The following is a 25,720-nucleotide window of genomic DNA, read 5'->3' on the forward strand; positions in this document are numbered from 1 at the left end:
GCGGCGGTTGGACGATAAGAGCCGGATGAATCGAGAGATTCACGTCCGGATCCGTGAGAGCGTGAGGGTGCAATTCCCTTGCGCTACTCGACGATACTCGGTGCGCGGCGCGCGCGGATTCACGCAATGGGCGATCGCGCAACTGCTGGAAGTCATGCAGGATCTGACCGACCGGAACGGCGCGAGTTGGCCAACACGTCGCCCCTTGCGTTCGGCACACGGTCGGCACTCAAATGCTGGCTGCGGGCGTCGCGCTCGAGGTCGTGCAACGCACGCTCGGCCGCGCGTCGCTCGGCACCACGTCGATCTACGTGTCGCCGGAGGAAGCGCAGATGCGCCGCGAGGCGGCGAAGTATCACGCCCGACGGACTCGCCAGAACTGACCGCGATCCGCGCCGCGGGTTATACGCCCGACCGCGAAGGCATCCATCCGCAGCAGCATCTCGAATCGTTCAACGGCACGCTGCAGGCGGATGCGTACAGCGGCTACCAGGCGATCTACGAAACTGGACGAGTGGCCGAAGCCGCTTGCTGGGCCCATGACCGCACGCCGCGTGTCAGAAAAACTCTGGCAGTTTTTGCAGATGCGTTGTCATTTTCCACAAATTCAGGCCAGGTGAATGTGGATAAAGTACTCATCACGGTGACGCTTCAAAGCACCGGAGCGTCAGGTTCTCGTGCTTCGAGCCGGTAGTGAACAAGCGTTGTGCAATGTGGATGGCTGCCGTGCGTCGTGAATCAATGGAGCATCGTTCACGCGCAAGTCAGCGCCATTGACAGATCGCCGACAGGTCAACTGTGAGGCCAAATCAAATTGGGGAGTCAATTATCGTGAAGCTTGTCTTTTCGAAAGCCGTAAAGATAATAGTGTCCATGTGCGCCATTCGGAAGCTGGACATCATGGTCTGCAATTCGGCGGGACAGGAAATCCCGTACGTCATGTTGTTCACCATGTATGGCTTCGTCTGAGTGCGGAACCATGGCTTTACAAGGAAGGAGTTTCTCATGCGAACGATAATTGCAGCGGTACTCTGCATTGTCATGTTCTTCCCGTTGGCCGCAAGCGCTGGTGTGGCCGACGCGAGCTGCCCCTCGGCGGCGGTCCCGAGTGGAAAGACGCGCGCGGAGGTACGGGTCGAACTCGTGCAGGCAGAGCGCGACGGCTGGATTCCGGCACACTCGGGCAGGCAGCGTACCTATCCGCCCGATATGGCGGTGCCCCCCAGGAATCAGGATGTCCGTGATGCGGGCGCTGGGGCGACACCATCCTACCAGGCATCGAACCAGCAACCTTGATAAACAACCGCGGCACCGGCATGTCGGCAATGAAATACCGCCGCATCGTCATGTCGAAGCGTGGGAGCAACGCTCGTTAGAACTTATGTCGAACAGCGAGCCGAAAAACCATCTGGTGGTTATTCGACGAATCTCCGGATCCGCCAATGTCGGCGACCGCCAGCGCGCCCGTCGATGATGTGCCGGAAGCACGTTGCCAGCCGCCCGAGAAGTATACGTCGGTACGTTTCGACAGCAGATAGTCAAGCGTAAACGCCACCTGATTGTAGTGCTGATTGCCGACGGAATTGCCTTGTGCCGTCGTGACGCTCCGCGCTTTCATATAGTCATACGCGACGCCGACGAAAAACGCCGGCGTGACACGGTAGTTCAAACCGATGTCGTAGTTGTTGAAGATGGCCGTACCGTTCAGGAACGACGCACCGAGATTCGCGTATTGCACGTTCGAGTACGATGCGCTGATCGTCGCGTTGCCGATCGTGTAGGTCGCCGCGATGACGGCGTCCTGATAGGCTTGTGCGACTTGGTAAGCCGAGTTCAGTGAGGAGGCCAGCAGATTGAAGCCGCTTGCATAGTTGGTGAACCATCCGTTACCTGGTGTCGACGTCGGGTGTTTGAAGTAATCGAACGCCGCCCCGATCTGAAGCTGACCGTGTGTGTAACCGGCCCCAACCGAATAGCCTGACGTCGAAGTGAAGTCGCCGGGCACGCCGCCTAGGCTATATTCGACGCCAAAGGAGAAGCCGTGGAAGTCCGGGCTCATGTAGCGCACAGAATTGTTGAATCGCACGCTGTTACTGGTGTTGTCGAAATCGCCCGGGTGCGCGCTCGCCAGGTCGCCAACCGCCGCGGCACCGGCAAGAAACTCGGGGAAATACCACACCATGTCGTATTGACGGCCGACGGTGACAGAACCGTAAGTATCACTGCTCAGTCCGACGAAAGCTTGCCGGCCAAACGCCGTGCCGCCTTGCGCAAGTTGTCCGTTATTCACGTTGATGCCGGACTCGAGCGTAAAAATGGCCTTGAGACCGCCTCCCAGATCTTCCTTGCCCGTCAGCCCCCAACGACTGCCGTCGATACCGTCCAGCGAGTCCATGTAGACGGCTTTGCCGCCACCCACGTTGGTCTGGTAATGAATACCGTTGTCGATCTCGCCATAGAGCGTGACGCTACTTTGGCTATGCGCGACGGAGCTGGCGAGCCCCACGAGCGAGCCGACAATGATTTTGATTTTTTTCGTTTTCATGAGATTTCCGCATTTCAAAGGCAATACAAAAGAACAGTTAACCTGACGTCCATCGATTCAGTGCGCGGTGCAGGTCAGGCCGAAAAGGACTTCTTCAGGTCTTTCTTCGTCAGGCCATAGCAGGCGCCCATCAGCGCCACGCAAGCCGCCGCAACGAGGATTGGCGCTGCTGCAACGCGAAACATCGCGTCGGCGGTCCAGTTGTTCGCGTACAGCACGCCCGCGAGGTAGGTGCCGCCCGCGGCGCCGAGCCGACCGAATCCATAGGCCCATGCGACGCCCGGGGCGCGCAGTTCCGGGCTATAGAAGAGCGTGCACAACGCGATGGCGCAGGTTTGTCCGCCGCTGATGCAAAAGCCGCAAAAGAAGATCGTCGTGAGCAAGGCGAGATGCGATGAGCCGATTGCTATCGAGATCGCGTACATCGAGACGGCGCCGCCGACGTAGGCCGCGGACAGGATTCTGTAAGGGCTCGTGCGGTCCATGATCGGTCCCATCAGCAGACTGGCCACGATGCCGCCGATGATCACCGTGATGGTCGCCCAGACCACGAGCGCGGGTGGGAACGAGATCGACGCGAGAACTGTCGGCAGCCAGCTTTGCAGAAAATAGAACGTGGCCAAGTTGATGGCGAATACGGCCCACAGCAGGAATGTCCCGACGCGGAATTGCGCGGAGAACAATCCGAGCACGCTTGCATCCGCAGGCTTCTCTTCGTGAGTGACCAGTTCGGTGTCCGGTTGCAGCGTGAAATCGGGAAAGAGGCGCCGGGTTGCATGAAGCAGTTCGGCCTGGTCCGCATTTCTCGACAGATAGGCCACGGATTCCGGTAGCAGCGGGATAAGCAAGACCGTCAGGCCCAGTGCCGCGAGCCCGCCCAGCCACATTGGACCTTGCCAGCCAAACCGTGGAATCAAAGCGCTACTGCAGAGGCCCGCGAAGATAAACCCCAGCGCGTACCCGATGTAGATCAGAATGACGAACGTCGCGCGGGTTCTCTTCGGGCTGAATTCCGAAACGAGGCCCACCGCGCAAGGCGTGGCCGCTCCGAGGCCGATGCCCGTGAGGAACCTCAACGCGATCAATTGCGGCACGCTGGTGGCAAAGACGGTCAGGAGAGTGAACAGACCGAAAGCAGCGGTTGCCACGAAGGCAATCTTCTTCGTGCCGAAGCGCTGGGTCGCGAACGGAATGCCGAAGTTGCCGATCAGCAGCCCGAAGAAAACCGCTGAAAAAATCGCGCCGAATACCGCCTTGGGCAGGTGCCATTCGTTCGCGATAACGGGCACGATGAAGCTGATGACCTGGGTGTCGAAGCCATCGAACAGCATGAGCAGTGCACAGAAGGCGACGATGAAATACTGCCTCCTGCCGATTCTGCGACTGTCGATCAGGTCGTAGACGTTGATTTGCCGTATTTTCATATTGTTCTCCTTGCGTTCAAAGGAAGGATTTACTTCGGGTATTGATTTTTGTTTGCTTGTTTTAAGGGCGGCGGTGATGATGGTTTTAAATTAATTGAAAACAAATCGGGTTTAACGAATCAGTTGTTAATGTGAAAAGTACTTTCCTCATTGTTGAGGATGTTTTGTTATGCGAATAGAGCGGTGCTGCTGATCTAACCGCCGACGACCTTGGCGTGCCGGCGCGAGCGCCATACGCAATGGCGCGGCGCTGCTGCGCGTTCCGGTATTCGCGTCAAAAAAATCTGTCTCGCCTTATTTATTATTTCGTCGCTCCGGATTTCAATGCGCTTAATGAAATCAGGGTAACCCGGGGCATGAAGTCATTCGATTTCACGGAGAAATATTGCCGCAGTTCAGGCAGCATTTCTTATTCTTGTGTTGCGGCAGTCGCGCTCCGTTCGGCAGATTGTGCGGCGAGAGCAGGCAATCGAAGCGCAATTCGCGGTCGGTGGCTCGCTGAACTTCGGGGCGACGTCCGCGTCGATCCGCTCGACGTCTACGTGGCTTTCGTCTGACTTGTGAGCCGCGCATTTGCTCTGCCACAGACCATGCAGCAAGCACAATCGGGCGCAAACCCGACTGCACAGGCATTGATGCTGTCGGAGCGATCAGATGCGAGATCCGAGTTCAACCATCCCCGTCTCGTTCGCCAACGGCCTTCTTGCGGCCGTCGGCGCGCGGCCCGAAGTCACGCCGAGCTATCTGGAAGCGAGCGGGATCATGCGCGGTCTGCGTGGCGAGGCGGCCGCGCCCGTTGCCGGGCAATATACGAAGGAACGTATACAGAGCCGGCCCCGCTCGCGGGAGGTCTGGAACAATGAAGTCGTCGCGGCATTTGAGCGTGGTATGGCGCTACTATGCCGACTCATTCTCCGCATGCATTTCGCTACAATTCCAACGTATCGCTAAAATATGCTCGATATGAACCATTACGTTAGTCTTCCTGATTTTGCAGATCCGGACACGATCGATCGGCCGGCGGTATCGCTGCACATGCGCGTCGACGAGCATGCTGCCGAAATCCCGGTTCACAAACATCGGAAGGGGCAACTGGTGCTGGCGTTGCACGGCGCCGTAACCTGTCAGGTCGCGGGCGCCTTCTGGATCGTCCCGCCGCAATGCGGTGTCTGGATTCCCGGGGAGATGCCGCACAGCAACCATGCGACGCCCAATGCCCGGCTTTGCTATCTGTTTGCGGAGCCCGGTATCGTCGACTTGCCGACGGATTGCTGCACGCTGTCCATTTCGCCGATGGTGCGGGAAATGATCCTCCATCTGGCCGGAGCGCCGCTGGACTACGAGCAGGGCGGCCATACCGACCGCCTTGCGCGCGTGCTGTTGCATGAGCTGACGTTGATGCCGGTCGAGCGCCTCTATCTGCCGGTTACGGATCATCCGCGAATCCGGCAGATGGCCGACGTGTTGAACGCCAACCCCGGCGATCGCAGCACCCTCGCGCAATGGGCCAAACGTCTCGCAATGAGCGAGCGTTCGCTGGCGAGGCTCGTCGTCAGTGAAACGGGACTGACGTTTGGCCGTTGGCGGCAGCAGTTGCAGCTGCTCGTTGCGGTGCGTGAGCTTGCCAGCGGTGCTTCCGTGCAACGTGTGTCTGACGAGCTCGGCTATGAGTCGGTCACCGCCTTCATCACCATGTTCAAGAAGGCGCTCGGGCATTCGCCAGGTCGTTATTTCGCCGCGCTGGCGCGCACGCGGCCGGAGGCCGTGCTCGTGCCGACGGCTTCGACCGAGGTGGACGACCGAGCGGATGGCCCAGCGGACGCGATGGCCGACATGTGAAGTCGCGCGCGCCTCAGCGCGTCGACGAACGCATGGCGCGAGCTGCCGCAATCATGTGGCCGGTTCCTTCCGGGGGCGTTGTAATCGAATGCGCTTCGACGCGCCTTTCTCCTGTTTTCCCACCCATGACTTCGCGTCCCCCACGCGGCGCCGCTCGCATCAAAAGGAAATGCTGTAAATCCAGCATTTCGCAGAGGAGAGTGTAGCCGACACCGCTTCGCCGGCCCTCAATACGACCACACATTCTGCGGCATCCCCCGTAATCTTTGCGCACTCGCCACTGAATTCGCATCGCTCTTACGGAGTTGCAAGATGACCGACTTATCGACGGGGACCCCCTCGATCCTTTCCCTGGGTCAGACGAAAATCGACGACGATCCACTCGAAACCGCAGAATGGCTCGACGCGCTGGATGGCGTGGTCCGGCATGCGGGTGCCGAGCGGGCGCAGTACCTGTTCGATCGACTCGCGGCCCACGCTTCATCGAACGGTATCGCAACGGCACGCCTGAATATCACGCCCTACGCGAATACGATCCCCGTCGATCGGCAGCCTCCATATCCGGGCGACTTCGATATCGAAGAGCAGCTTGCCGCTGCGCTGCGCTGGAATGCGCTGGCCATGGTAGTGCGGGCCAATCGCGCCTACGGTGAACTGGGCGGGCATATTGCCAGCTATGCGTCGGCGGCCGATCTGTTCGAAGTAGGCTTCAATCATTTTTTTCGTGGGCCGAACGATGCTCGCGGCGGCGATCTCGTCTATTTTCAGCCTCATTCGGCGCCGGGCGTGTACGCGCGGGCTTACCTCGAAGGTTTTCTCAACGAGACACATCTCGAACATTATCGACAGGAAATCACCGCAGCGGGCCTGTGTTCCTATCCGCATCCGTGGCTGATGCCGGACTTCTGGCAGTTCCCGACCGGCTCGATGGGCATTGGGCCGATCAACTCGATCTACCAGGCGCGTTTCATGCGTTATCTGCAGAACCGCGGACTGCAACGCACAGAAGGGCGCAAAGTGTGGGGCTATTTCGGCGATGGTGAAATGGACGAACCCGAGGCGATCGGCGCACTTTCGCTGGCCGCGCGCGAGGGACTCGACAATCTCGTGTTCGTGATCAACTGCAATTTGCAGAGGCTCGACGGGCCGGTGCGCAGCAATGGCCGCATCATCGACGAACTCGAAGCGCAGTTCATGGGAGCGGGTTGGAACGTTATCAAAGTGCTGTGGGGTTCGGACTGGGATGCCCTGTTCGCACGCGATCGAACAGGGGCGCTGTTGCGCGCATTCGCGCACACCGTTGACGGTCAGTTCCAGACTTTTTCCGCCAACGACGGCGCCTACAATCGCGAACGCTTTTTCGGTCAGAACGCCGAACTGGCTGCGCTCGCCGCGCATCTGAGCAACGACGATATCGACCGCCTGCGGCGCGGCGGACACGATGTACGCAAGTTGCATGCTGCCTACGAAAAGGCGTCGAAACACAACGGGCAACCCACGGTCATTCTGGCGAAGACCATGAAGGGCTTCGGCATGGGCTCGATCGGCCAGGGGCGCATGACAACGCATCAGCAAAAGAAGCTCGACATCGACCAATTGAAGGCGTTTCGCGACCGCTTCCGCCTGCCGCTCTCCGACGCCGATGTCGAACAACTCAAATTCTACAAACCCGAGGAAAGCAGTGCCGTGATGCAGTATCTTCACGCGCGCCGTGCAGCACTGGGTGGGTACCTTCCCAGAAGGCGCGCGGCGGCATCGCACACGCCGGATGTGCCCGCGATGTCGTCGTGGGGACAATTCGCGCTCGACACCAACGGCAAGGAAATGTCGACAACGATGGCGATCGTGCGCATGCTCGGCAACCTGTTGAAGGACGCCGCACTGGGGCCGCGTGTGGTGCCCGTCGTCGCCGACGAGGCGCGTACCTTCGGCATGGCCAATCTGTTCCGGCAAGTCGGTATCTATTCGCCGCTCGGTCAACTGTACGAGCCGGAAGACATGGGTTCGATGCTCTATTACCGCGAGGATACGGGCGGCCAGATTCTGGAGGAAGGCATCTCCGAGGCGGGTGCGGTGTCGTCGTGGATTGCCGCGGCAACGTCTTACAGCGTGCATGATCTGGCGATGCTGCCGTTCTATATCTACTACTCGATGTTCGGTTTCCAGCGTATCGGCGACCTGATCTGGGCGGCGGCGGACCAGCGCGCGCGCGGTTTCCTGATCGGTGCGACGGCCGGCAAGACGACGCTCGGCGGTGAAGGCCTGCAGCATCAGGACGGCACGAGTCACCTTGCGGCATCGACGATACCGAACTGCCGTGCGTACGATCCGGCCTTTGCGTACGAAGTGGCGATGATCGTCGACGAAGGCATGCAGCAGATGATCGTGCGTCAGCGCGACGTGTTTTACTACTTGACCGTTACCAACGAAAACTACGCGCAGCGTCCGTTGGCTGAAGCGGATGTCGATCGTGTCCGGCGCGGCGTACTCAAGGGGATGTACGCGCTGGAGCCTGCGCAGGTCGAGATCGCGCACGTCCAGTTGCTGGGCTCGGGCGCGATTCTCGGCGAAGTCCAGGCCGCGGCTCGGATGTTGAAGGACGACTGGCATATCGACGCGGCCGTCTGGAGCGTGACGAGCTTTACCGAATTGCATCGCGACGGCGTGTCCGTGGAGCGCGCGCAGCGGCTGCTGGAGCGTGGCGAACCAGCGGTGCCCTACGTGACGGCCGCGCTGGGCGCCGCGCGTGGACCGGTGATCGCCGCGACCGATTATGTGCGCGCCGTGCCGGAACTGATCCGCGCGTACGTGCCGTCCCGCTATGTCGTGCTCGGCACCGACGGCTTCGGGCGCAGCGATACACGTGCGGCGTTGCGCGCGTTCTTCGAAGTGGATCGTGCGTCGATCGTGATCGCCGCGTTGAAGGCACTCGTCGACGACGGCCAGCTGGACCCGGACATCGTGCGTCAGGCGATCGACCGATATGGGCGAATCGGAAGCGGGCTGATCGAACCCTGGCTTGTCTAGAACCCATTGACCGGTGAGCGCCATGAGAGTGGCGCGCGAATCGGCTGGTCGAAAGCGTCGCGCGTTCATCGGTCAATCGTGGGCAATCCGATCGAATCAAGTGCGTGCGGCCAGGTGAAAAGCGCGGCGCCGACCGTTGAAACGCTTGCTGTTGGAGACGAATGTGCAGGTGACACGAATAGAAGTGCCGGATATCGGCGATTACAAGAACATTCCGGTAATCGAAGTTATGGTGGAAGTAGGACAACGGGTCGAACAGGAGCAGTCGCTCGTCATGCTCGAGTCGGACAAGGCGACGATGGATGTGCCCAGCCCGACCGCTGGCGTGATCAAGGAACTGAAGGTCGCGGTTGGCGACACGGTGTCGGAAGGTGCGCTGATCGCGCTGATCGAAAGCGATGGGGAGCGGCATGATGAGGCGGTGCCGGTGCCTGCCGCCGCCGCCGCTGCGCACGATCTCCCGCGGCCGGAAGCGGATGTCACGACAGTGCCAACGCAAGTGCCCGCGCCCACGCCCGAACCGAATTCCGCGCCTGCGCCATTGCATCGCGCCCCGGCGCGCGAAGGCGAGCCGCGTCGCGAGAGCCATGCGTCGCCGTCGGTGCGCAAGTTCGCGCGAGAACTGGGCGTCGAGATATCGCGCGTGCACGGCACCGGTCCGAAGCAGCGCGTTACATCGGAAGACGTTACTGCGTTCGTCAGGAACGCGATGGCGACATCGTCCGGCACGCCAACAGTCTCAACGCCGCCTGTCGCGGCGAACGGAGCAGAGTTGGGTCTATTGCCGTGGCCGAAGGTCGATTTCGCGAAGTTTGGTCCCGTCGACTCGCAGCCGCTGTCGCGCATCAAGAAGATATCGGGCGCGAACCTGCATCGCAACTGGGTGATGATCCCGCACGTCACGAACAACGACGAAGCAGACATCACCGAGCTCGAAGCGCTGCGCGTGCAGCTGAACAAGGAACACGAGAAGGCGGGTCTGAAGTTCACGATGCTCGCGTTCTTGATCAAGGCGGTCGTCGCTGCGCTGAAGAAATTCCCGACGTTCAATGCGAGCCTCGACGGTGACAACCTCGTGTTCAAGCAGTACTACCACATTGGTTTCGCCGCCGATACGCCGAACGGGCTCGTCGTGCCCGTCATTCGCGATGCGGACAAGAAGGGTCTCGTCGATATCGCTAAGGAAATCGCAGAGCTGTCGAAAGCCGCACGCGACGGTAAGCTCAAGCCCGATCAGATGCAGGGTGGCTGCTTCTCGATCTCGTCGCTCGGCGGTGTTGGCGGCACGCATTTCACGCCGCTCATCAATGCGCCAGAAGTGGCGATCCTCGGCGTGTCGCGCAGCGCGATGAAACCAGTGTGGGACGGCAAGCAGTTCGTGCCGCGACTCATCCTCCCGCTCTCACTGTCATTCGATCACCGCGCCGTGGATGGCGCGGAAGCCGCGCGGTTCAATGCGTATCTCGGCGCGGTGCTTGGCGATTTTCGTCGCATCGTTCTTTGATGGGCAGAGGGGCTCGCAGGGGCGTGGTTTTTTGTCGGTCCGCATCCCCTTTCGTTGAACCTGTTGCGATTACGGTCTATTAGCGTCGCCCCTGCGCGGGGCGGCGGTCACTTTTCTTTGTCTTCCAAAGAAAAGTAACCCAAAGAATGGCGCGTCCTTGGGCGGACGGCAAAGGGGGGGCTGCCCAAGTTCGCGTTCTCTTGTCAGGCCGCAGTCCAGGTTCATACGCGAGTTTCCCATCCCTCTCTCAGTAGCCAAACAACAAGGGGACGTACATGAGTCTCATCGAAATCAAAGTGCCGGATATCGGCGATTACAAAGAAGTCCCCGTCATCGAAATCGCCGTGAAAATCGGTGATCGCGTCGAGAAAGAGCAATCCCTGATTACGCTCGAATCCGACAAGGCGACCATGGATGTACCAAGCCCAATCTCCGGCATCGTCAAGGCATTGAGCGTCCAGGTTGGCGATATCGTGTCCGAAGGCACGTCGATCGCGCTTCTTGAAGACGTTCGCGAACTGCCTGCCACGAGTTCGTTGGCGGTCGCTCCGGTCCTGCCACCGGAAAATGCATCAGCCACGCCCCAAGGCGGCAGCTTCTCCGGTAACGCCGATATCGAATACGACATGCTCGTGCTCGGCGCCGGCCCCGGCGGCTACTCGGCCGCGTTTCGCGCCGCCGACCTCGGCATGAAGACCGTCCTCATCGAACGCTACTCGACGCTCGGCGGCGTCTGCCTGAACGTCGGCTGCATCCCGTCGAAAGCGCTGCTGCATACGTCGCTCGTCGTCGAAGAAGCCGCGGCGCTCGCGGCGCACGGCATCTCGTTCGGCAAGCCGGAAGTCGACCTCGACAAGCTGCGCGACTTCAAGAGCGGCGTCGTCAAGAAACTGACGACGGGCCTCGCCGGCATGGCGAAAGCGCGCAAGGTCGAAGTCGTCACGGGCGTCGGCGCATTCGTCGATCCGTATCACATGGAAGTGCAGGGCGAAAACGGCAAGAAGGTCGTCAGGTTCAAGCAGGCGATCATCGCCGCAGGCTCGCAGGCCGTGAAACTGCCGTTCATGCCTGAAGACCCGCGCGTCGTCGACTCGACGGGCGCGCTCGAACTGCGCCATCTGCCGAAGCGCATGCTCGTGATCGGCGGCGGCATCATCGGCCTCGAAATGGCGACGGTGTACGCGACGCTCGGCGCCGAGATCGATGTCGTGGAAATGATGGACGGCCTGATGATGGGTGCGGACCGCGATCTCGTGAAGGTCTGGGAAAAATACAACGCGAAGCGCTTCGGCAACGTGATGCTGAAGACCAAGACGGTTGGCGCGGAAGCGAAGGAAGACGGCATCTACGTGAAGTTCGAGGGCGAGAAGGCGCCGGCGGAAGCGCAGCGCTACGACCTCGTGCTGGTCGCGGTGGGCCGCAGCCCGAACGGCAAGAAGATCGGCGCCGACAAGGCAGGCGTCGCGGTCACCGACCGCGGCTTCATCGACGTCGACAAGCAGATGCGCACGAACGTCCCGCACATCTTCGCGATCGGCGACGTCGTCGGTCAGCCGATGCTCGCGCACAAGGCAGTGCATGAAGGCCACGTCGCAGCGGAAGCCGCACACGGCGAGAAGGCATACTTCGACGCGCTGCAGATCCCGTCGGTGGCCTACACCGATCCGGAAGTGGCGTGGGCCGGCAAGACGGAAGACCAGTGCAAGGCCGAAGGCATCAAGTACGGCAAGGCCGTGTTCCCGTGGGCCGCATCGGGCCGCGCGATCGCGAACGGCCGTGACGAAGGCTTCACGAAGCTGATCTTCGACGAGGAAACCCATCGCGTGATCGGCGGCGCCATCGTCGGCCTGAACGCGGGCGACCTGATCAGCGAAGTGTGCCTCGCCGTCGAGATGGGCGCGGACGCGGAAGACATCGGCAAGACGATCCATCCGCACCCGACGCTCGGCGAATCGATCGGCATGGCCGCCGAGCTGTACGAAGGCGTCTGTACGGACCTGCCGCCGCCCAGAAAGGCCTGATCGTCATCTCGGCTTACGTGTCGTAAGTATGACGAATTGCGGGTTTTCCCGAGCGGGCGTGAGAATGGCTGTTTTTGGTGATAACTCGACTTTTTATCGGAATTTTCCACGGAGTCGGCTGGCATAAACTCGTTCATCAGGTGATGTTGTTCGAATGCGCGCTGGAGCGGAAATCGATGTTCCGCTCGACAACGAGCGTTCGAACCTCAGGGCACCGGAGCCTTAGGCAATGAGGAGACCCAGGCCATGAACGTTGCGCTGGACAGAATAGACCTTAGCATCCTGAGTGAACTTCAGGAGGACTCAAGTTTGACGAATCTCGAACTGGCGGCTCGAGTCAACCTGTCGCCGTCTCCCTGTCTCGTCAGAGTCAGGAATCTCGAGCGTCTCGGTGTAATCAGCCGGCGCGTCGCGGTGCTCAATGCGTCCCTGCTCGGCCTGGGCGTGATGGCCATCGTCGAGATCAGTCTGGAGCGGCAGGGCATGCAGGCGCGGGAGAATTTCGCCGATACGGTGAGAGGCATCACCGAAGTCATGGACTGTTTCATGATGACCGGACAAACCGACTATCTGCTGCGGGTGGTGGCGAGGGATCTCGTCGAACTGGAACACATCATCACGCACAAGCTGACGTCGCTTCCCGGCGTGGCCAGCGTTCGCTCGAACGTCGTGCTCAAACGGCTTGCCAACAAGACGACGTTGCCTATCGACAAGACACGGCCTATCCAGATTCACGGCATGGCGCAGGCGTCGTGATCACATCGCTCGAGGTGGTTTCATGAGTAACGCAACATCGATCCGCCAGCCGGTGGATTCGCGCGCCGACATCGCGACGGCGTCGGACATTATCGAAGAAGCACGCGCCGGCCGCATGTTCATTCTGGTCGACGACGAGGATCGCGAGAACGAAGGCGACCTTATCATTCCTGCGCAATTCGCCACGCCCGATGCCGTCAACTTCATGGCGACGCATGCGCGTGGCTTGATCTGCCTCGCGATGACACGCGCGCGCTGCGAATCGCTGGGCCTGCATCTGATGAGCCGGATCAACGGCTCGCGGCACGAGACGGCCTTCACGGTGTCGATCGAGGCGCGTGACGGTGTGAGCACGGGCATCTCGGCGGCCGACCGTTCCCGCACGATTTCGCTTGCGATCAATCCGGAAACGGGGCGCGACGAGCTCGTGTCCCCCGGGCATGTGTTTCCGCTCATGGCGCGCGACGGCGGCACGCTCGTGCGCGCAGGGCACACGGAGGCCGCGGTAGATATCGCCCGTCTGGCCGGGCTCGCGCCGGCCGGTGCGATCTGCGAAATCATGCACGACGACGGCACCATGGCGAGGCTGCCGGACCTCATCGCCTTTTCACGGCGACACAAGCTGAAGCTGGGCACGATCGCCGATCTCATCGCGTATCGCCGACGAACGGAAAGGCTCGTGGAGGCCGTCGAACACGGCAGCTTTACCGAGCCGAATGGAAGACATTGGCGGATCGTCGTCTACCGGAACCGGATCGATCAGGTCGAGCATATTGCGTTCGTCATGGGCGATCTTCGAGGCGCTGACCCCGTGCTCGTGCGCATGCATGCGATGGACACCATGAACGACGTCATGGGCGGTCACCACCTCGCTTCTCTACGCGGCGCCGCGCGATTGCTGGCGGACGAGAACCGCGGCGTGATCGTGGTGATCCGCGAGTCGCGTGCCACGGCCGTGTCGGAACGTGTGCGTTCGATGATGCATCCCAAGCCTGCCGAGCCGGAACTGCGTGACTACGGAATCGGCGCGCAAATCCTCACCGAACTCGGCGTGAAGAACATGATCCTGCTCTCCAATCACGAACGAGCGATCGTGGGCCTGGAGGGCTACGGTTTGAACGTGGTAGAGCAGAGAAAAATAGAGCGTATCCACGACTATCAGTAAGTTTGACGCCTTTCAGCCGCGCCCCGTGCCGATGAAGAGATCGGGTGCTCTCGTTCGAGTCACGGTGGCCTCGTTCCGAATGAAGTCGTGCCGCTCGTTTCAGAGCGTTTCGTGACCATAAAAGCAACTGGAGGAGAGATGAGACACGCAGAAAACCTGGGCATCTTCGGCGAGCGCGCGAGCGCCATAGCCATGGGGCGGCCCGCATGAAAACAACGGCAGACAATCCCCTGTACGATCGGACTCGAGCGCGACCCTGCGAACTTCGTCGCTTTGTCGCCGCTGACGTTTCTCGAACGCGCCGCATCTGTCTGGCCGGAGCGCACGGCCATCGTGCATGGCGCGATTCGCCGCGATTGGGCCGAAACGTATCGACGTTGCCGGCTACTCGCCGGTGCGCTGCTTGGGCGCGGCATCGGCAACGGCGATACGGTGGCGATGATCGCGGCCAATACGCCGGAACTGTTCGAGGCGCACTTCGGTGTACCGCTTTGCGGCGCGGTACTGAACACCATCAACACGCGGCTCGATGCCGATACGATCGCGTTCATTCTCGACCACGGCAACGCGAAGCTGCTGATCACCGACCGCGAATTCTCGCCGACAGTGAAGAAAGCGCTGGCGCGTCTTGGCCGCGTCATTCAGGTGATCGACATTGACGATCCGCAGTTTGGAGAGGGCGATCTGCTCGGCGAAAAAGACTACGAAGCGTTGCTGCAGGAGGCCGAGCACACGGAATTCTCTGTCGCGATGCCTGAAGACGAATGGCAAGCCATTGCGCTGAACTACACGTCGGGCACGACGGGCAATCCAAAAGGCGTGGTGTATCACCATCACGGCGCATATCTGAACGCCGTGTCGAATGCACTATCGTGGCATCTGGACGAGCACACGACATATTTGTGGACCTTGCCGATGTTTCATTGCAATGGCTGGTGCTTTCCCTGGACCATGGCGTTGGTGGCCGGCACCAGTGTCTTTCTGCGCCATACGCGGGCCGAGCGGATACTCGATGCCATCCGCACCGAGGCGGTTACGCATTTCTGTGGCGCGTCCGTGGTGTTGAACATGATCAACAACGCCGCGCCGGAGCTGAAAGCGGGCATTCGTCACGGCGTCAAGGTCATGACCGGCGGTGCGCCGCCGCCTGCTGCGGTGATCGCCGGCATGGAACGCATCGGCTGGGACGTGACGCATGCCTATGGGCTGACCGAATCTTACGGGCTGGCCGTGCAATGCGTGTGGCGCGAGTCGTGGAATGCGCTCGATCTCGATGCGAAAGCGCGACTCAAGGCTCGCCAGGGTGTACGCGGCCCGGTTCTCGACGCGATGATGGTGGTACACCCGGATACGCTGGAGCCCGTTCCACAGGATGGGCAGACGCTCGGCGAGGTCTTTCTGCGCGGTAACAACGTGATGAAGGGCTACCTGAAGAATCCGGGCGCCACGGTCGACGCATTTGCCGGCGGGTGGTTTCATACGGGCGATCTCGGGGTTTGGCATTCCGATGGCTACCTGGAAATCAAGGATCGCTCGAAGGACATCATCATCTCGGGAGGCGAAAACATTTCGTCGATCGAGATCGAGGACATGCTGTATTCCCATCCCGCTGTTCTGGAGGCGGCAATCGTCGCGCGTCCGGACGACAAGTGGGGCGAGACACCTTGCGCGTTCATCACGCTCAAGGACGATTCGGTCGTGACCGAAGTGGACATCATCGCGTTTTGCCGCGAGCGGCTGGTACATTTCAAGGTGCCCAAGACCATCGTCTTCACGCCACTGCCGAAGACATCGACCGGCAAGATCCAGAAATTCATCTTGCGGGAGCGAGCGCGCGAGCTGTGAAAGACGCGGCGGTGTAGCGCCAGCCGCCGCGTTTCGATCAACGCGAGGAAGCGTCCTTGTTGTCCACTCGAAATTTGCCGGGACTTTGTCCCATTGTCTTCTTGAACATGGTGATGAACGAATTGGGACCTTCATAGCCGAGTTCGAGCGCGACGGCGTGAACCGACGCTCCCGCCGACAATCGCTGAAGCGCAATGATGATATGCAGACGCTCGCGCCAGCGCCCGAACGTCATGCCGGTTTCGCTGCGCACCAACCGCGCGAGCGTACGCTCGCTCATCGCATATCGGCGCCCCCATTCCGCGATCGTGCTGCGGTCGGCGGGATTGTCGAGCAACGCCGAAGCGATCTGTTGGAGCCGCGGATTGTCGGAGATCGGGAGAAAGACGTCGTCGGGCGCCAGTTGCGCGAGCTGATCCAGCAACACTCTTGCGAGCCGACCCACCGGGCCGTCCTTCGGATAGTCGGGTGGAAATCTGGCCAGAGAACGGATCAGCTCGCGGATGAGCGGCGTGATCGTGAAGCTGCGGCAGTCGGTCGGCAGGCCGGCTTCGTCCGGTGCAATGAAGATGACGTATAGCTTCGCGAAGTCGGAAGCATGATTGCTGTGAGGAACGCCGCCCGGAATCCACACCGCGCCGTTGGGCGGGACGATCCACCATCCGCTCGGCGATCGGCACATGACCGACCCGCTCAACGCGACGACCATTTGCCCCTTGCGATGAACGTGCATCGGCAGCTCATCCTCTTTTCCACTCGTCTCCAGCAGGACGGAAATGACCGGCAAATCGACGGAATCCGGATCGAACGGCTGATAGTTGATCTTCACGTCGTCTGTCATGGCTGGCGAAGCGGACATACGGATTTCAGGCGTTTCGGGTTCCACGGTTCACTCGCTTTCTGCGCGTGCGCGGCCTCGGTGAGTTCATGAGTCGCCGCCCTCAGCGCAACATTCGGTGGGCCATCTGAGTGACGCGATTTTAATCCGCCGAATCAACGATGGCGCCGGCAAATCAAAATTAAATTTGGCCCCGCTGCATCTACACTGACCCAATCAAAAATGACGAGGCATCAGGTATGAAAACCGACGAACTGATTTGCACACACATCGATGCGGACCTCGTGCAGCTGACGATAGACCGGCCGCCGGCGAACGCGCTGAGCGAACCGCTCATCACTGCATTGATTTCGATCTTCAGCGACTTCGCGCAACAAAGCGTGCCACCGTGCATCGTGCTCACCGGGGCGGGAGAGAAGTTCTTTTGTGCCGGCGGCGATATCAATGAAGTGGCGGACCATGAACTCGCGCTGTCGCGCATGGAAGCGTTCCACGCGTTCCTGGAGCAACTCGAGCAGTATCCGAGCCCGCTCGTGTGCGCGGTCAACGGCTACGCGGTGGGTGCGGGATTCGAAATGGTGCTGCATGCCGATTACGTCGTCGCGTCCGCTGATTCCCGGCTGGGATTTCCCGAGATCAATCACGGCTTGTTGCCCGCGGCAAAAGGCATGCGCCACGCAGCGACGCTGCTCGGTCAACGTGCCGCGCGTTCGCTGCTGTTTTCAGGCGAACTGATCACTGCCGGCGATGCGCTCGCTATGGGCGCGGTGGACGCGATATCCACGCGTGACGAAGTGCTGCGAGACGCGCTTGCGGAATGCCGCGCGCTTTGCAGCAAGGAGCGGCAACTCTTCGCCGCCATCAAGAGAACGCTGCGCGAGAGCTCACGGATGAACGATGCAGCGCTGCTGCAGATGACGCTCGATGACCTGCGTGGATATCTCGGCAACGCGAAGACCGCGGACGCAAGATGCCGATTTCTGACCCGCAACAAGAAGGGCTGATCGTGAGCAATCTCCAACCACCGGAAACACTGCATCTCGCGCGGATGACGTATGAGGACGTGGCGGCCGTATTGGCCACGCAGTTTGATCGCGTGATCATTCCCTGCGGCGCGATCGAGCAGCACGGCCCCCATCTGCCGCTGAGCATGGATGCCGATCATGCTGACGCGCTGGCCGTCGAAATCGCCACGTTGCTGGGGCGAACCCTGATCGCACCGACGATCCAAGTGGGATGCTCGAAGCACCACATGGCCTTCCCGGGCACGATCTCGTTGCAGGAGCACACGTATGCCGCGCTCTGCCACGATTACTGTGTGAGCCTCGCGACACACGGATTCAAGCGCATCTACCTTTTTTCCGCTCATGTCGGCAACTTCAATGCCCTTCATGCGATGTTGCCGAGCTTGCGAGAGGCTGTCGGGCCGGACGTCCAGGTGCTTGCCTATACGGATCATCAGGCGTGGCTGCGCGAATGGCGACTGGCGGTCGAGGCAGCCGGTGGCGATCCGGATTCCGTGGGCGGACACGCCGACATCGCCGAAACCTCGCTCATGATCCATCTTCGCCCCGACAGCGTTCGACACGATCAACTCGTGGCAGGCCATGTGGGCGCCATGACGACCGAGCAATTGAACCGGATGTGGAAGGAGGGCGTGGCGTCGATCTCGCGAAACGGCGTGCTTGGCGATGCGCGAGGATCGTCACGCGAGATCGGCGAGACGTGCCTGCATGCCACGGCCAGACTTCTCGCGTCGGCATTTTCGGCCGAGTCGTCGACGTAGAAGGGTCGGTGCGCCAGCAGCATGATCTGCCGGTATCGACGAGGTGGCGGCATGAAAAGAATAAAAAATGCTGCGAGATCTGCGGCAATATTTATTCACGGAAACAACTAGGATTCAAAGCCGAAGCGACAGACGAATCGATAAGTATCCCTATCTACCTCCGCTGAGATGTTTAGAAGTCTAGCGCAAGGATGATGTTCATGGTTTTACGGCGAGAAACTGGCCGAACCTGGGCAACAGTTCGCGCGCGCCGTGAATTTGCAAACTACGACTATCAAGGAAAAGAAAATGCCATTGAAAATCGGTTTTTGGTCCGAGCAGGAGACGCAGGTCGGGCATAGCTATTCGAACAGGCTTCGTGAACTGGTTCGCGAAGCGCTTTTCGCGGAGCAAATGGGTTTCGACTTCGTTGCGTTGTCGGAGCAACACTTTGCGCTTGGCGGCGTGTCGAGCTCGGCGCCTGAAGTGGTCTTTGGTTATCTCGCGGCCGTCACGTCGCGAATCAAGCTTCGTCCCGCCGTGGCGTTGATGCCCAAGGCTATCAATCACGCACTGCGTACCGCGGAACGGCTGGCGGCAACCGACATCCTCTCCAACGGGCGGATGGAGATGTATTGCGGTCGCGCCAACACCACGATCGCCATGCGTGCGTTCAACGTATCGCCGGAGGAAACCCTGTCGCAGATGGAAGAGGGCATGGCGCTGCTGCGCAAAGCGATGCGTGAAGACGTGTTTACCTTCGAAGGAAAGTATTACCAGGTGCCGCCCCGGTCGCTCGTGCCGAAGCCGATGCAAAAACCGTATCCCGTGCTCGGCGTTGCCGCGACCAGCGCGAACAGCCACGCGTGGGCCGGCTCGGAAGGCCTTGCGGTGATGAGTCATGCGATTTATCAGGGATGGGAAAAACAGAAGGGGCTGCTCGATACCTACTGGAAGAGCTGGAAGCGCGACGCGACCGGGCCGTTGCACAAGCCGCGCGCCGGCATGCCGATCTTCATCGGTATCGGCAAGACCGACCAGGAAGCGAAGGACATTTACGCCGGCGCGATCATGAACTATGCACGCATCTCGACCGATGCGTATCCGCGGCTCGCCAAACTCGCGGACAACTACGCATACATGGCCGAAAGCGTGCCCGCGATGCAACGGGCCGCCGAAGATTGGGACTACCTGCTGAACGAATCCGCCACTACGGTGTGCGGAAGCCCCGATACCGTCATTCGTCAGCTGGAGCAATACGAGAAGCTCGGAATCGACGAGGTGCTGCTGCATATCGACTCGGTACCGCACGAGCAGATCATGTCGGCGATCGAGATGGTGGGCCGTTACGTGATTCCGCATTTCAACGATCGCAACAATATCGTCCGCCCGACCGACGAGTTGCTCGAGAAGATTCGCGCCATGCGCCCGCAGGCCGCCAACCCGCAGCAAAGTCAAGGATGAACCTACGTATGAATACGTCTTCGCGCTATCAGTATCTGAATGTCGAACAGCGGTCGTCCGGCGTCGCGATTGTCACGATGAATCGCCCGGAAATCCTGAACGCCATCAATTGGGACATGCACGACGAGCTGGAACAGGTATTCGTCGATCTGGATCACGACAAATCGGTCAAGGCGATCGTTTTGACCGGCGCCGGCCGCGGTTTCTGCTCGGGCGGCGACCAGAAGTCGATCGACAACGGCAATATCCCGTCGGCGACGCGTGGTGGCCGTCACCTCGTGAGAAACATGCTCGAGGTCGAGGTGCCGATCGTGGCGGCGGTCAATGGCGTGGCCGTGGGTCTCGGCGCCACGCTCGCGCTGTTCTGCGACATGATTTATGCGAGCCCGACCGCACGGTTCGCCGATACGCACGTCAATGCCGGTGTCGTCGCGGGCGACGGCGGTGCGGTGATCTGGCCGCTTCTTCTCGGGCCGGTCCGCGCTCGGCACTATCTGATGACGGGCGACTTCGTCAGCGCGGAAGAAGCGCTGGCGATGGGGATGATCAACAAGATCGTCGAAAGCGACAAACTGCTGGACGCGACGATCGATTACGCGGAACTGCTCGCGAGCGGCCCGCGCGACGCGATCGTCTGGACGAAATACTGCGTCAACAAGCTCGTCAAGCAGAATGCCCACCTGCTGCTCGATACGTCGCTCGCGCTGGAAACGCTGACTTTCAATTTGCCCGAGCGCCGCGAAGCGGTGGCTTCGTTCGCCGAACGGCGCAAGCGCTTTGGAGACCACTGAAAATGAGGGCGGCACCGTGGACTTCCGGCAGTCAATTCGCCACCACTACTATTCCAGCGTTGCTGATCGAGCGGGTGAAGAACGACGCCGACACAAACGCGTTCTTCCAGAAGCGTGCCGGCGAGTGGATACCCACCACCTGGAAAGGCTATGCGAACGCAGTCTGTTCGGTGTCTGCAGCACTCCGGGAGGCCGGTGTGGCACGCGGCGAACGGGTTGCGATCATGGGCGACGTATCGTGCGAGTGGGTCATCGCCGATATGGCGACGATCTGCTCGGGAGCGGTGACGGTGGGCATCTATTTCACCGCATCGGTCGAAGAGGTCCGCTACTACCTGGAGGATTCAGGAGCGAGACTCGCTTTTGCCGGAAGTGCCGAACAGCTTCGGATCGTGGAAGCGGCCGATACGTCCCGCAGGCTCGTCAAAATCGTGGTGCTCGATCCGAGCTGGAAGCGCACGCTCGGTGAAACCGGCACGAATGTCGTTTCGCTTGCCGAGTTCGCGTCGGATTTTGCCGGCGACGAAGTCGCCTATCTGCGTGAGCAGTCGCGGCTTGCGAAGTCGACGGACCTGGTGAGCCTCGGTTACACGTCGGGAACCACGGGGGCGCCCAAAGGTGCGATGCTCACGCATCTGTCGATGCTGGCGGGTGCGTTCACGTGGCCCACCTTCTGTCCGGCGATACTGTCCGAACCGCAGCGCATGGTGGTCCATCTGCCGCTGTCGCACACGGTCGCGCGCCTTCAGGGGACGACGCTGCCGTTGATCGCGAAGACGGTACCTTACTTCGTCGACGTGTCGGCCGATTTCGCGAAGTGCATTCAGGAAGTTAGGCCGACGTCCTATATGGCGCCGCCGCGCTTCTATCAGAAGTTCGCGACCCAGATCATCAACCACGTGAACGGCAGCAGTGAAGTCGAGCAGAGAAACTACAAGCTCGCACTTGGCATCGCTCGAGAAGTACTGGCCGATCGACTGGACGCAGGCACGAGCGACCCGTTCAAGGAAAAGCTCTACGCCACCTGCCGCGAGCTTGTTTTCAAGCCGTTGCTGGCCACAATCGGCTTCGACGATTTGCGTTATCCGTATACGGCGTCCGCTCCGGTGCCGCCTGAGGTCGTCACACTGTTCCAGTTGTGGGGCGTCAACCTGAAAGAGAATTACGGGCAAACGGAGATGGTCGGCGGAAACCTCGCGCAGGTCACTGACTGGTCGAGGCCCGGCAACTCCGGCGTGCCGATTGACGACCCCGCATGGGAAACACGCGTGTTGCCGGACGGCGAAATGATCGTCCGCGGGCCGGGACTGTTCATCGGCTACTGGAACAAGGAAGCCGAAACGAACGCCGCGTTGCGGGACGGCTGGCTGTATACCGGCGATATCGTCGACGTCGGTACGGATGGTTCGTACAAGCTGATCGATCGAAAGAAAGAGCTTATCAACACCGCCGCCGGCAAAACGATCAGCCCGGTGCAGATCGAAAACGAACTTCGCCAAAGCCCGTACATCACGGAGGCGTTGGTGATTGGCGAAGGGCGCAAGTATCTGACGGCGTTGATCGAAGTCGACGGCACGCTCACCATGGACTGGGCCAGGACGCGCGACCCTTCGATCACGCGCTACGCTGATCTGGCCACCTCGCCGATCGTGATCGACCTGATTCGCGAAGAAGTGGAAAAGGCCAACGCGAGGTTGGCGCGGGCAGAGCAGATCAAGGCGTTCAGGCTATTCCCCGAGGAGCTCACACCGGAAAACGGCGTGATGACCGCAACGCGCAAGAAACGCCGCAAGCCGCTGATTGCGCGTTACGAGGGCATCATTGCCGGCCTTTACGACGATGCCGAAGAACAGTTGATCAAAGAGCAGCTTGCCGGTTCGGGGCCCGCGGCTTCTGTTCGCCCGCAATAGGAAGCGTTGGCAGCGCAACTGGCAGCGAGAGTCCATTGACGGTGCGGCGCGGGCCATGACCGGTGCAATGCCACGGGTACTTCACCACGCTGCCTCGTGGAAGTACCTGTGGCGCACCGCCATGAAGCCGCACCGCTGTTCCGTCAACCGAGAGAGGTATCGCCGTGATAGCACTTTCCCCAGACCGCACGACCTTCCGCGAGGCCATGGCCCGTATCGGAGCCGCGGTAAATATCATCACCACTACGACACCTTCCGGTGATGTTGGCATGACGGTGTCCGCCGTGTGCTCCGTGACCGACGACCCGGCTACGGTGCTTGTTTGCATAGGCCGGTCCAGCCGCCAGTATTGCCACTTCAGCACGGCGGGCATCATCTGTATCAACGTTCTGTCCCACGAGCATGAGGTACTTGCGCCGATCTTCGCGGGCAAGGGCGATGTGCAGATGAGCGAGCGCTTCACGTACGGCGAGTGGCTCCGTCTCGTCACAGGTGCGCCGGTGCTGGCAACCGCGGCTGCGAGTCTCGACTGCACGGTGGAGCGCAGCATCGACATCGGCACGCATACGGTTTTCTTCTGCGCCGTGCAGGCGGTGCATCTTGGTTCGACGTGCTCGGGCCTCGTATATCACGGGCGCGCTTATCATCGGCTGTCGCAGCAGCATGCGTGACACGCGGCGCCCGACGCCTTGCCGGCATCCGCATGCGAGCGCGGTCTTGAGGGGATCATAGGCAAGCAGGTCGAAGCGCCGTATCGATCTCGCCGATCCGATCGCTGGATCACGCTCAAGTGCAACACGCGGCAGGAAGCGGATTACCGGAGAACGCGTTTTCGTGGTGTGGTGTCCATTCGCTACTGCGTACCTTCCGCGACCACCGCCCCCACCACGTCGATGAACAGCGACGTCGAGGCGCTCGGTGGTCGGCGCGACGCGCGTGACGATGCCGTAGGGACCGAGTTGGCACGGCAATTGTACCGGCACGATTTGCAGCAGGCCCATCCGTGTGATTTCGAGCTTATGAACCATCAACCAGAATCAGTCGAAGAACTCGCTTTGCAGCAAAGCACGATCCGTCGCATCGCGTCGTATGTCATTGAAGCCCGCCATCGGCGTCCCGCCGAAGCCAGCAGGGAAGCTGCGCTCAGGCACATCGTCGATATCATGTGCGCCGTGGGCGCCGGAATCAACGAGCCCGGTGTTATCGCCATTCGTGCGACGGCGTCCAGATACCTCAGCTCCGGTAACGTCCCTATCTGGTTTGCCGGCGTGAATAGGGCCATGTCAGCGCCCGCCATCCAGACGATCCCAGGCGTTTCCTCATAGCCCACGCGCTGCCGCCTGAATTGGTCACCGCGAACGACATCATGGAAGTGGCGTTCGACGGCGAGGTCCTGAGTGGAGACACGCGCAAGCCCTATCTTGAAAGATACATCCACGGGGCCGTTTATGAGGCCCTGCCGGACGTAAAGTCCGTCGTGCACAGCCATAGCCGCAGCGTCATTCCCTACAGCGTTACCAACGAAAGGCTCCGTCCCGTCGTGCATAGTTGCGCGACGATCGGCAGTCGGATACCGGTATGGGACGCACATACGGTTTTTGGCGACACCAATATGCAGATCGCCACCGTCGAAATGGGCAGGAATCCCGCGAAAAGCCCTGGCCAGAACAATTGCGCGCTGATGCGCGGCCACGGCTGCACGGTCATCGGCCGCTCAGTTCGTGAGGCGGTCTATACGGCCGTTTACCTTGAGGTGAATGCCGGACTGCAGATGCAGGCCAGCCGCTTCCCGCCGGTCAAAGTTCTGACCGAGGGTGAGATCGAGATCATCTGCGCGCGCCTCGCCGATGCCAAGCCCGGCGAAGGTTTCGACCGTGCGTGGGAATATTGGTGCCGGCATGCCGGCGTCGAAGCCGGCTTGCCGGTGCCCGATTCCGCCGGAGCCTAAGGGGACAAGCCAGTGAGCCAGATCGATCAATCGGGTGCGCATACGCCCATCTCTGACGACCGGGCCAGCAGGACATTCAGGGGGGGCGCTGTCGTATGACCATCGAACCCGCGTGCATCCTATCCGGCCCGGCAGGCATGGCTGTGCAGGCATAAACCGCAGACGCTGGTTGTTTAGAGACGCAATGATCTGTCTTTCGTCGCTGCAGGTGCCACGGCGTTTGGTCGTGACTTTGCGGATGCCGGGGACCATCTGCCCGTTCTCGCAGGGAGTGTGGTGAGCGTCGCTTCGAATCACCGCTTCATGTCGTTGAGCAGCGGAATCGCTTGCGCTGACGTACGTTACGCCGTTCGTCAGGCGGCTTGCCGCGGTAACAGCCCCATGGAGCCTTTTTTGAGACGGTCTCATGGTGATATTCATTTCGGCAGCTCAGGGTGTGTGGTGACAATGAATTTCCAGTCTGCGAGCGCGGCACGTCGATGCGGCACTGCATTTTTCTCGTAGGCTGGATTCTCGAGAATCCGGCGCAACGCCGCAAAGCTCGAATAACGGACGATCACGATGTCGTCCCACGCTTCGTTGTGAGTACCTACCAGCACGCCACGCACGCTCCCCACCCAGAAGACCGAGTAGTCCTCGCCGGCAGCGACTTGGTTGAAAGCCGGCGCGTAACGCTGAAAATAGGCTTCTCTGCCCGTGCAGGCGGGAAGCTCAGCCTTTCCACCATAGTCTGCTTCGGCGCGATACCGAACCAGGTTGATCATATAGACAGGCTCCTGGTTTCCAAGCGCCAGACTGGCTGCCTCGAAGGCGGCCGGCGTGTACTCGGTGTAGCTCATCGTTTTTCTCCTGATTAAAGTTGGTCCGGCAATGGATGA

21 protein-coding genes and 1 pseudogene are annotated in these 25,720 nt (G+C 60.6%); 18 read left to right on the forward strand and 4 right to left on the reverse strand.

The genetic code is table 11. From position 1 onward, the window contains the following. Window positions 1–403: 403 nt before the first annotated feature. Together C7411_RS19975 and C7411_RS19985 are read left to right on the forward strand one after the other, a co-directional pair. A pseudogene (locus tag C7411_RS19975) lies at window positions 404–547 on the forward strand (IS66 family transposase); the annotation flags it as partial. Between the two features lie 458 nt (window positions 548–1,005). Then, window positions 1,006–1,296, forward strand: a complete 291-nt coding sequence (locus C7411_RS19985; protein WP_110385799.1) for a DUF4148 domain-containing protein — start codon at window positions 1,006–1,008, stop codon at window positions 1,294–1,296. A gap of 76 nt (window positions 1,297–1,372) precedes the next feature. Here C7411_RS19985 and C7411_RS19990 read toward each other — a convergent pair whose 3' ends face one another. Together C7411_RS19990 and C7411_RS19995 are read right to left on the reverse strand one after the other, a co-directional pair. After that, window positions 1,373–2,545, reverse strand: coding sequence for a porin (locus C7411_RS19990; protein ID WP_110385800.1), 1,173 nt, complete (start codon window positions 2,543–2,545; stop codon window positions 1,373–1,375). Between the two features lie 74 nt (window positions 2,546–2,619). Further along, window positions 2,620–3,969, reverse strand: a complete 1,350-nt coding sequence (locus C7411_RS19995) for an MFS transporter (RefSeq protein ID WP_110385801.1) — start codon at window positions 3,967–3,969, stop codon at window positions 2,620–2,622. A gap of 654 nt (window positions 3,970–4,623) precedes the next feature. On the opposite strand from C7411_RS19995, the gene C7411_RS20000 reads away from it, so the two are divergent. The 8 genes from C7411_RS20000 (at window position 4,624) to C7411_RS20040 (ending at window position 16,126) form a co-directional block, all read left to right on the forward strand. Continuing rightward, window positions 4,624–4,920: a hypothetical protein gene (locus C7411_RS20000; protein WP_110385802.1), complete on the forward strand. Its 297-nt coding sequence runs from the start codon at window positions 4,624–4,626 to the stop codon at window positions 4,918–4,920. 3 nt (window positions 4,921–4,923) lie between these two features. Continuing rightward, the gene (locus tag C7411_RS20005; RefSeq protein WP_110385803.1) at window positions 4,924–5,808 is read left to right on the forward strand and encodes an AraC family transcriptional regulator; all 885 of its coding nucleotides are present in this window, start codon (window positions 4,924–4,926) and stop codon (window positions 5,806–5,808) included. A gap of 312 nt (window positions 5,809–6,120) precedes the next feature. Beyond that, window positions 6,121–8,835 (forward strand): alpha-ketoglutarate dehydrogenase, encoded by a 2,715-nt coding sequence (gene mdeB / locus C7411_RS20010; protein ID WP_110385804.1) that lies wholly within the window; start codon window positions 6,121–6,123, stop codon window positions 8,833–8,835. A 229-nt stretch (window positions 8,836–9,064) separates the two neighbouring features. Next, complete coding sequence (gene aceF / locus C7411_RS20015; protein WP_243413258.1) at window positions 9,065–10,339, forward strand: dihydrolipoyllysine-residue acetyltransferase; 1,275 nt, start codon at window positions 9,065–9,067, stop codon at window positions 10,337–10,339. Between the two features lie 275 nt (window positions 10,340–10,614). Next, window positions 10,615–12,360: a dihydrolipoyl dehydrogenase gene (gene lpdA, locus C7411_RS20025; protein ID WP_110385806.1), complete on the forward strand. Its 1,746-nt coding sequence runs from the start codon at window positions 10,615–10,617 to the stop codon at window positions 12,358–12,360. Between the two features lie 246 nt (window positions 12,361–12,606). Beyond that, on the forward strand, window positions 12,607–13,116 hold the full coding sequence (locus C7411_RS20030) for an Lrp/AsnC family transcriptional regulator (protein ID WP_110385807.1): 510 nt from the start codon (window positions 12,607–12,609) through the stop codon (window positions 13,114–13,116). Between the two features lie 22 nt (window positions 13,117–13,138). Beyond that, a complete protein-coding gene (gene ribB / locus C7411_RS20035) occupies window positions 13,139–14,281 on the forward strand; it encodes a 3,4-dihydroxy-2-butanone-4-phosphate synthase (RefSeq protein ID WP_110385808.1) in 1,143 nt (380 codons plus the stop codon). A 273-nt stretch (window positions 14,282–14,554) separates the two neighbouring features. Next, window positions 14,555–16,126: an acyl-CoA synthetase gene (locus C7411_RS20040; RefSeq protein ID WP_243413249.1), complete on the forward strand. Its 1,572-nt coding sequence runs from the start codon at window positions 14,555–14,557 to the stop codon at window positions 16,124–16,126. 37 nt (window positions 16,127–16,163) lie between these two features. On the opposite strand, the gene C7411_RS20045 is transcribed toward C7411_RS20040, so the two are convergent. After that, on the reverse strand, window positions 16,164–16,985 hold the full coding sequence (locus tag C7411_RS20045) for an AraC family transcriptional regulator (RefSeq protein ID WP_110385809.1): 822 nt from the start codon (window positions 16,983–16,985) through the stop codon (window positions 16,164–16,166). A gap of 218 nt (window positions 16,986–17,203) precedes the next feature. On the opposite strand from C7411_RS20045, the gene C7411_RS20050 reads away from it, so the two are divergent. The 8 genes from C7411_RS20050 to C7411_RS20085 all read left to right on the forward strand — a co-directional run bounded on the left by C7411_RS20050 (window position 17,204) and on the right by C7411_RS20085 (window position 24,842). Then, window positions 17,204–17,968: an enoyl-CoA hydratase/isomerase family protein gene (locus C7411_RS20050; RefSeq protein WP_110385810.1), complete on the forward strand. Its 765-nt coding sequence runs from the start codon at window positions 17,204–17,206 to the stop codon at window positions 17,966–17,968. Next, on the forward strand, window positions 17,935–18,750 hold the full coding sequence (locus C7411_RS20055; protein WP_221206784.1) for a creatininase family protein: 816 nt from the start codon (window positions 17,935–17,937) through the stop codon (window positions 18,748–18,750). Before C7411_RS20050 ends, C7411_RS20055 begins: the two co-directional genes overlap by 34 nt. Window positions 18,751–19,038: 288 nt before the next feature. Continuing rightward, window positions 19,039–20,193, forward strand: a complete 1,155-nt coding sequence (locus C7411_RS20060; RefSeq protein ID WP_110385811.1) for an LLM class flavin-dependent oxidoreductase — start codon at window positions 19,039–19,041, stop codon at window positions 20,191–20,193. Between the two features lie 8 nt (window positions 20,194–20,201). Then, on the forward strand, window positions 20,202–20,984 hold the full coding sequence (locus C7411_RS20065) for an enoyl-CoA hydratase/isomerase family protein (protein ID WP_110385812.1): 783 nt from the start codon (window positions 20,202–20,204) through the stop codon (window positions 20,982–20,984). A 2-nt stretch (window positions 20,985–20,986) separates the two neighbouring features. After that, window positions 20,987–22,894 (forward strand): AMP-dependent synthetase/ligase, encoded by a 1,908-nt coding sequence (locus C7411_RS20070; RefSeq protein WP_110385813.1) that lies wholly within the window; start codon window positions 20,987–20,989, stop codon window positions 22,892–22,894. A gap of 206 nt (window positions 22,895–23,100) precedes the next feature. Then, window positions 23,101–23,565, forward strand: coding sequence for a flavin reductase family protein (locus tag C7411_RS20075; RefSeq protein WP_243413259.1), 465 nt, complete (start codon window positions 23,101–23,103; stop codon window positions 23,563–23,565). 18 nt (window positions 23,566–23,583) lie between these two features. Then, window positions 23,584–24,219, forward strand: a complete 636-nt coding sequence (locus tag C7411_RS38295; RefSeq protein WP_243413251.1) for an MmgE/PrpD family protein — start codon at window positions 23,584–23,586, stop codon at window positions 24,217–24,219. Window positions 24,220–24,227: 8 nt separating this feature from the next. After that, window positions 24,228–24,842 (forward strand): class II aldolase/adducin family protein, encoded by a 615-nt coding sequence (locus tag C7411_RS20085; protein WP_243413260.1) that lies wholly within the window; start codon window positions 24,228–24,230, stop codon window positions 24,840–24,842. A gap of 416 nt (window positions 24,843–25,258) precedes the next feature. Here C7411_RS20085 and C7411_RS20090 read toward each other — a convergent pair whose 3' ends face one another. Beyond that, the gene (locus C7411_RS20090) at window positions 25,259–25,681 is read right to left on the reverse strand and encodes a DUF1330 domain-containing protein (RefSeq protein ID WP_110385815.1); all 423 of its coding nucleotides are present in this window, start codon (window positions 25,679–25,681) and stop codon (window positions 25,259–25,261) included. Window positions 25,682–25,720 lie beyond the last annotated feature (39 nt).

Source organism: Paraburkholderia silvatlantica (assembly GCF_003096715.1).
In the GTDB taxonomy this organism is placed as follows: domain Bacteria; phylum Pseudomonadota; class Gammaproteobacteria; order Burkholderiales; family Burkholderiaceae; genus Paraburkholderia; species Paraburkholderia silvatlantica.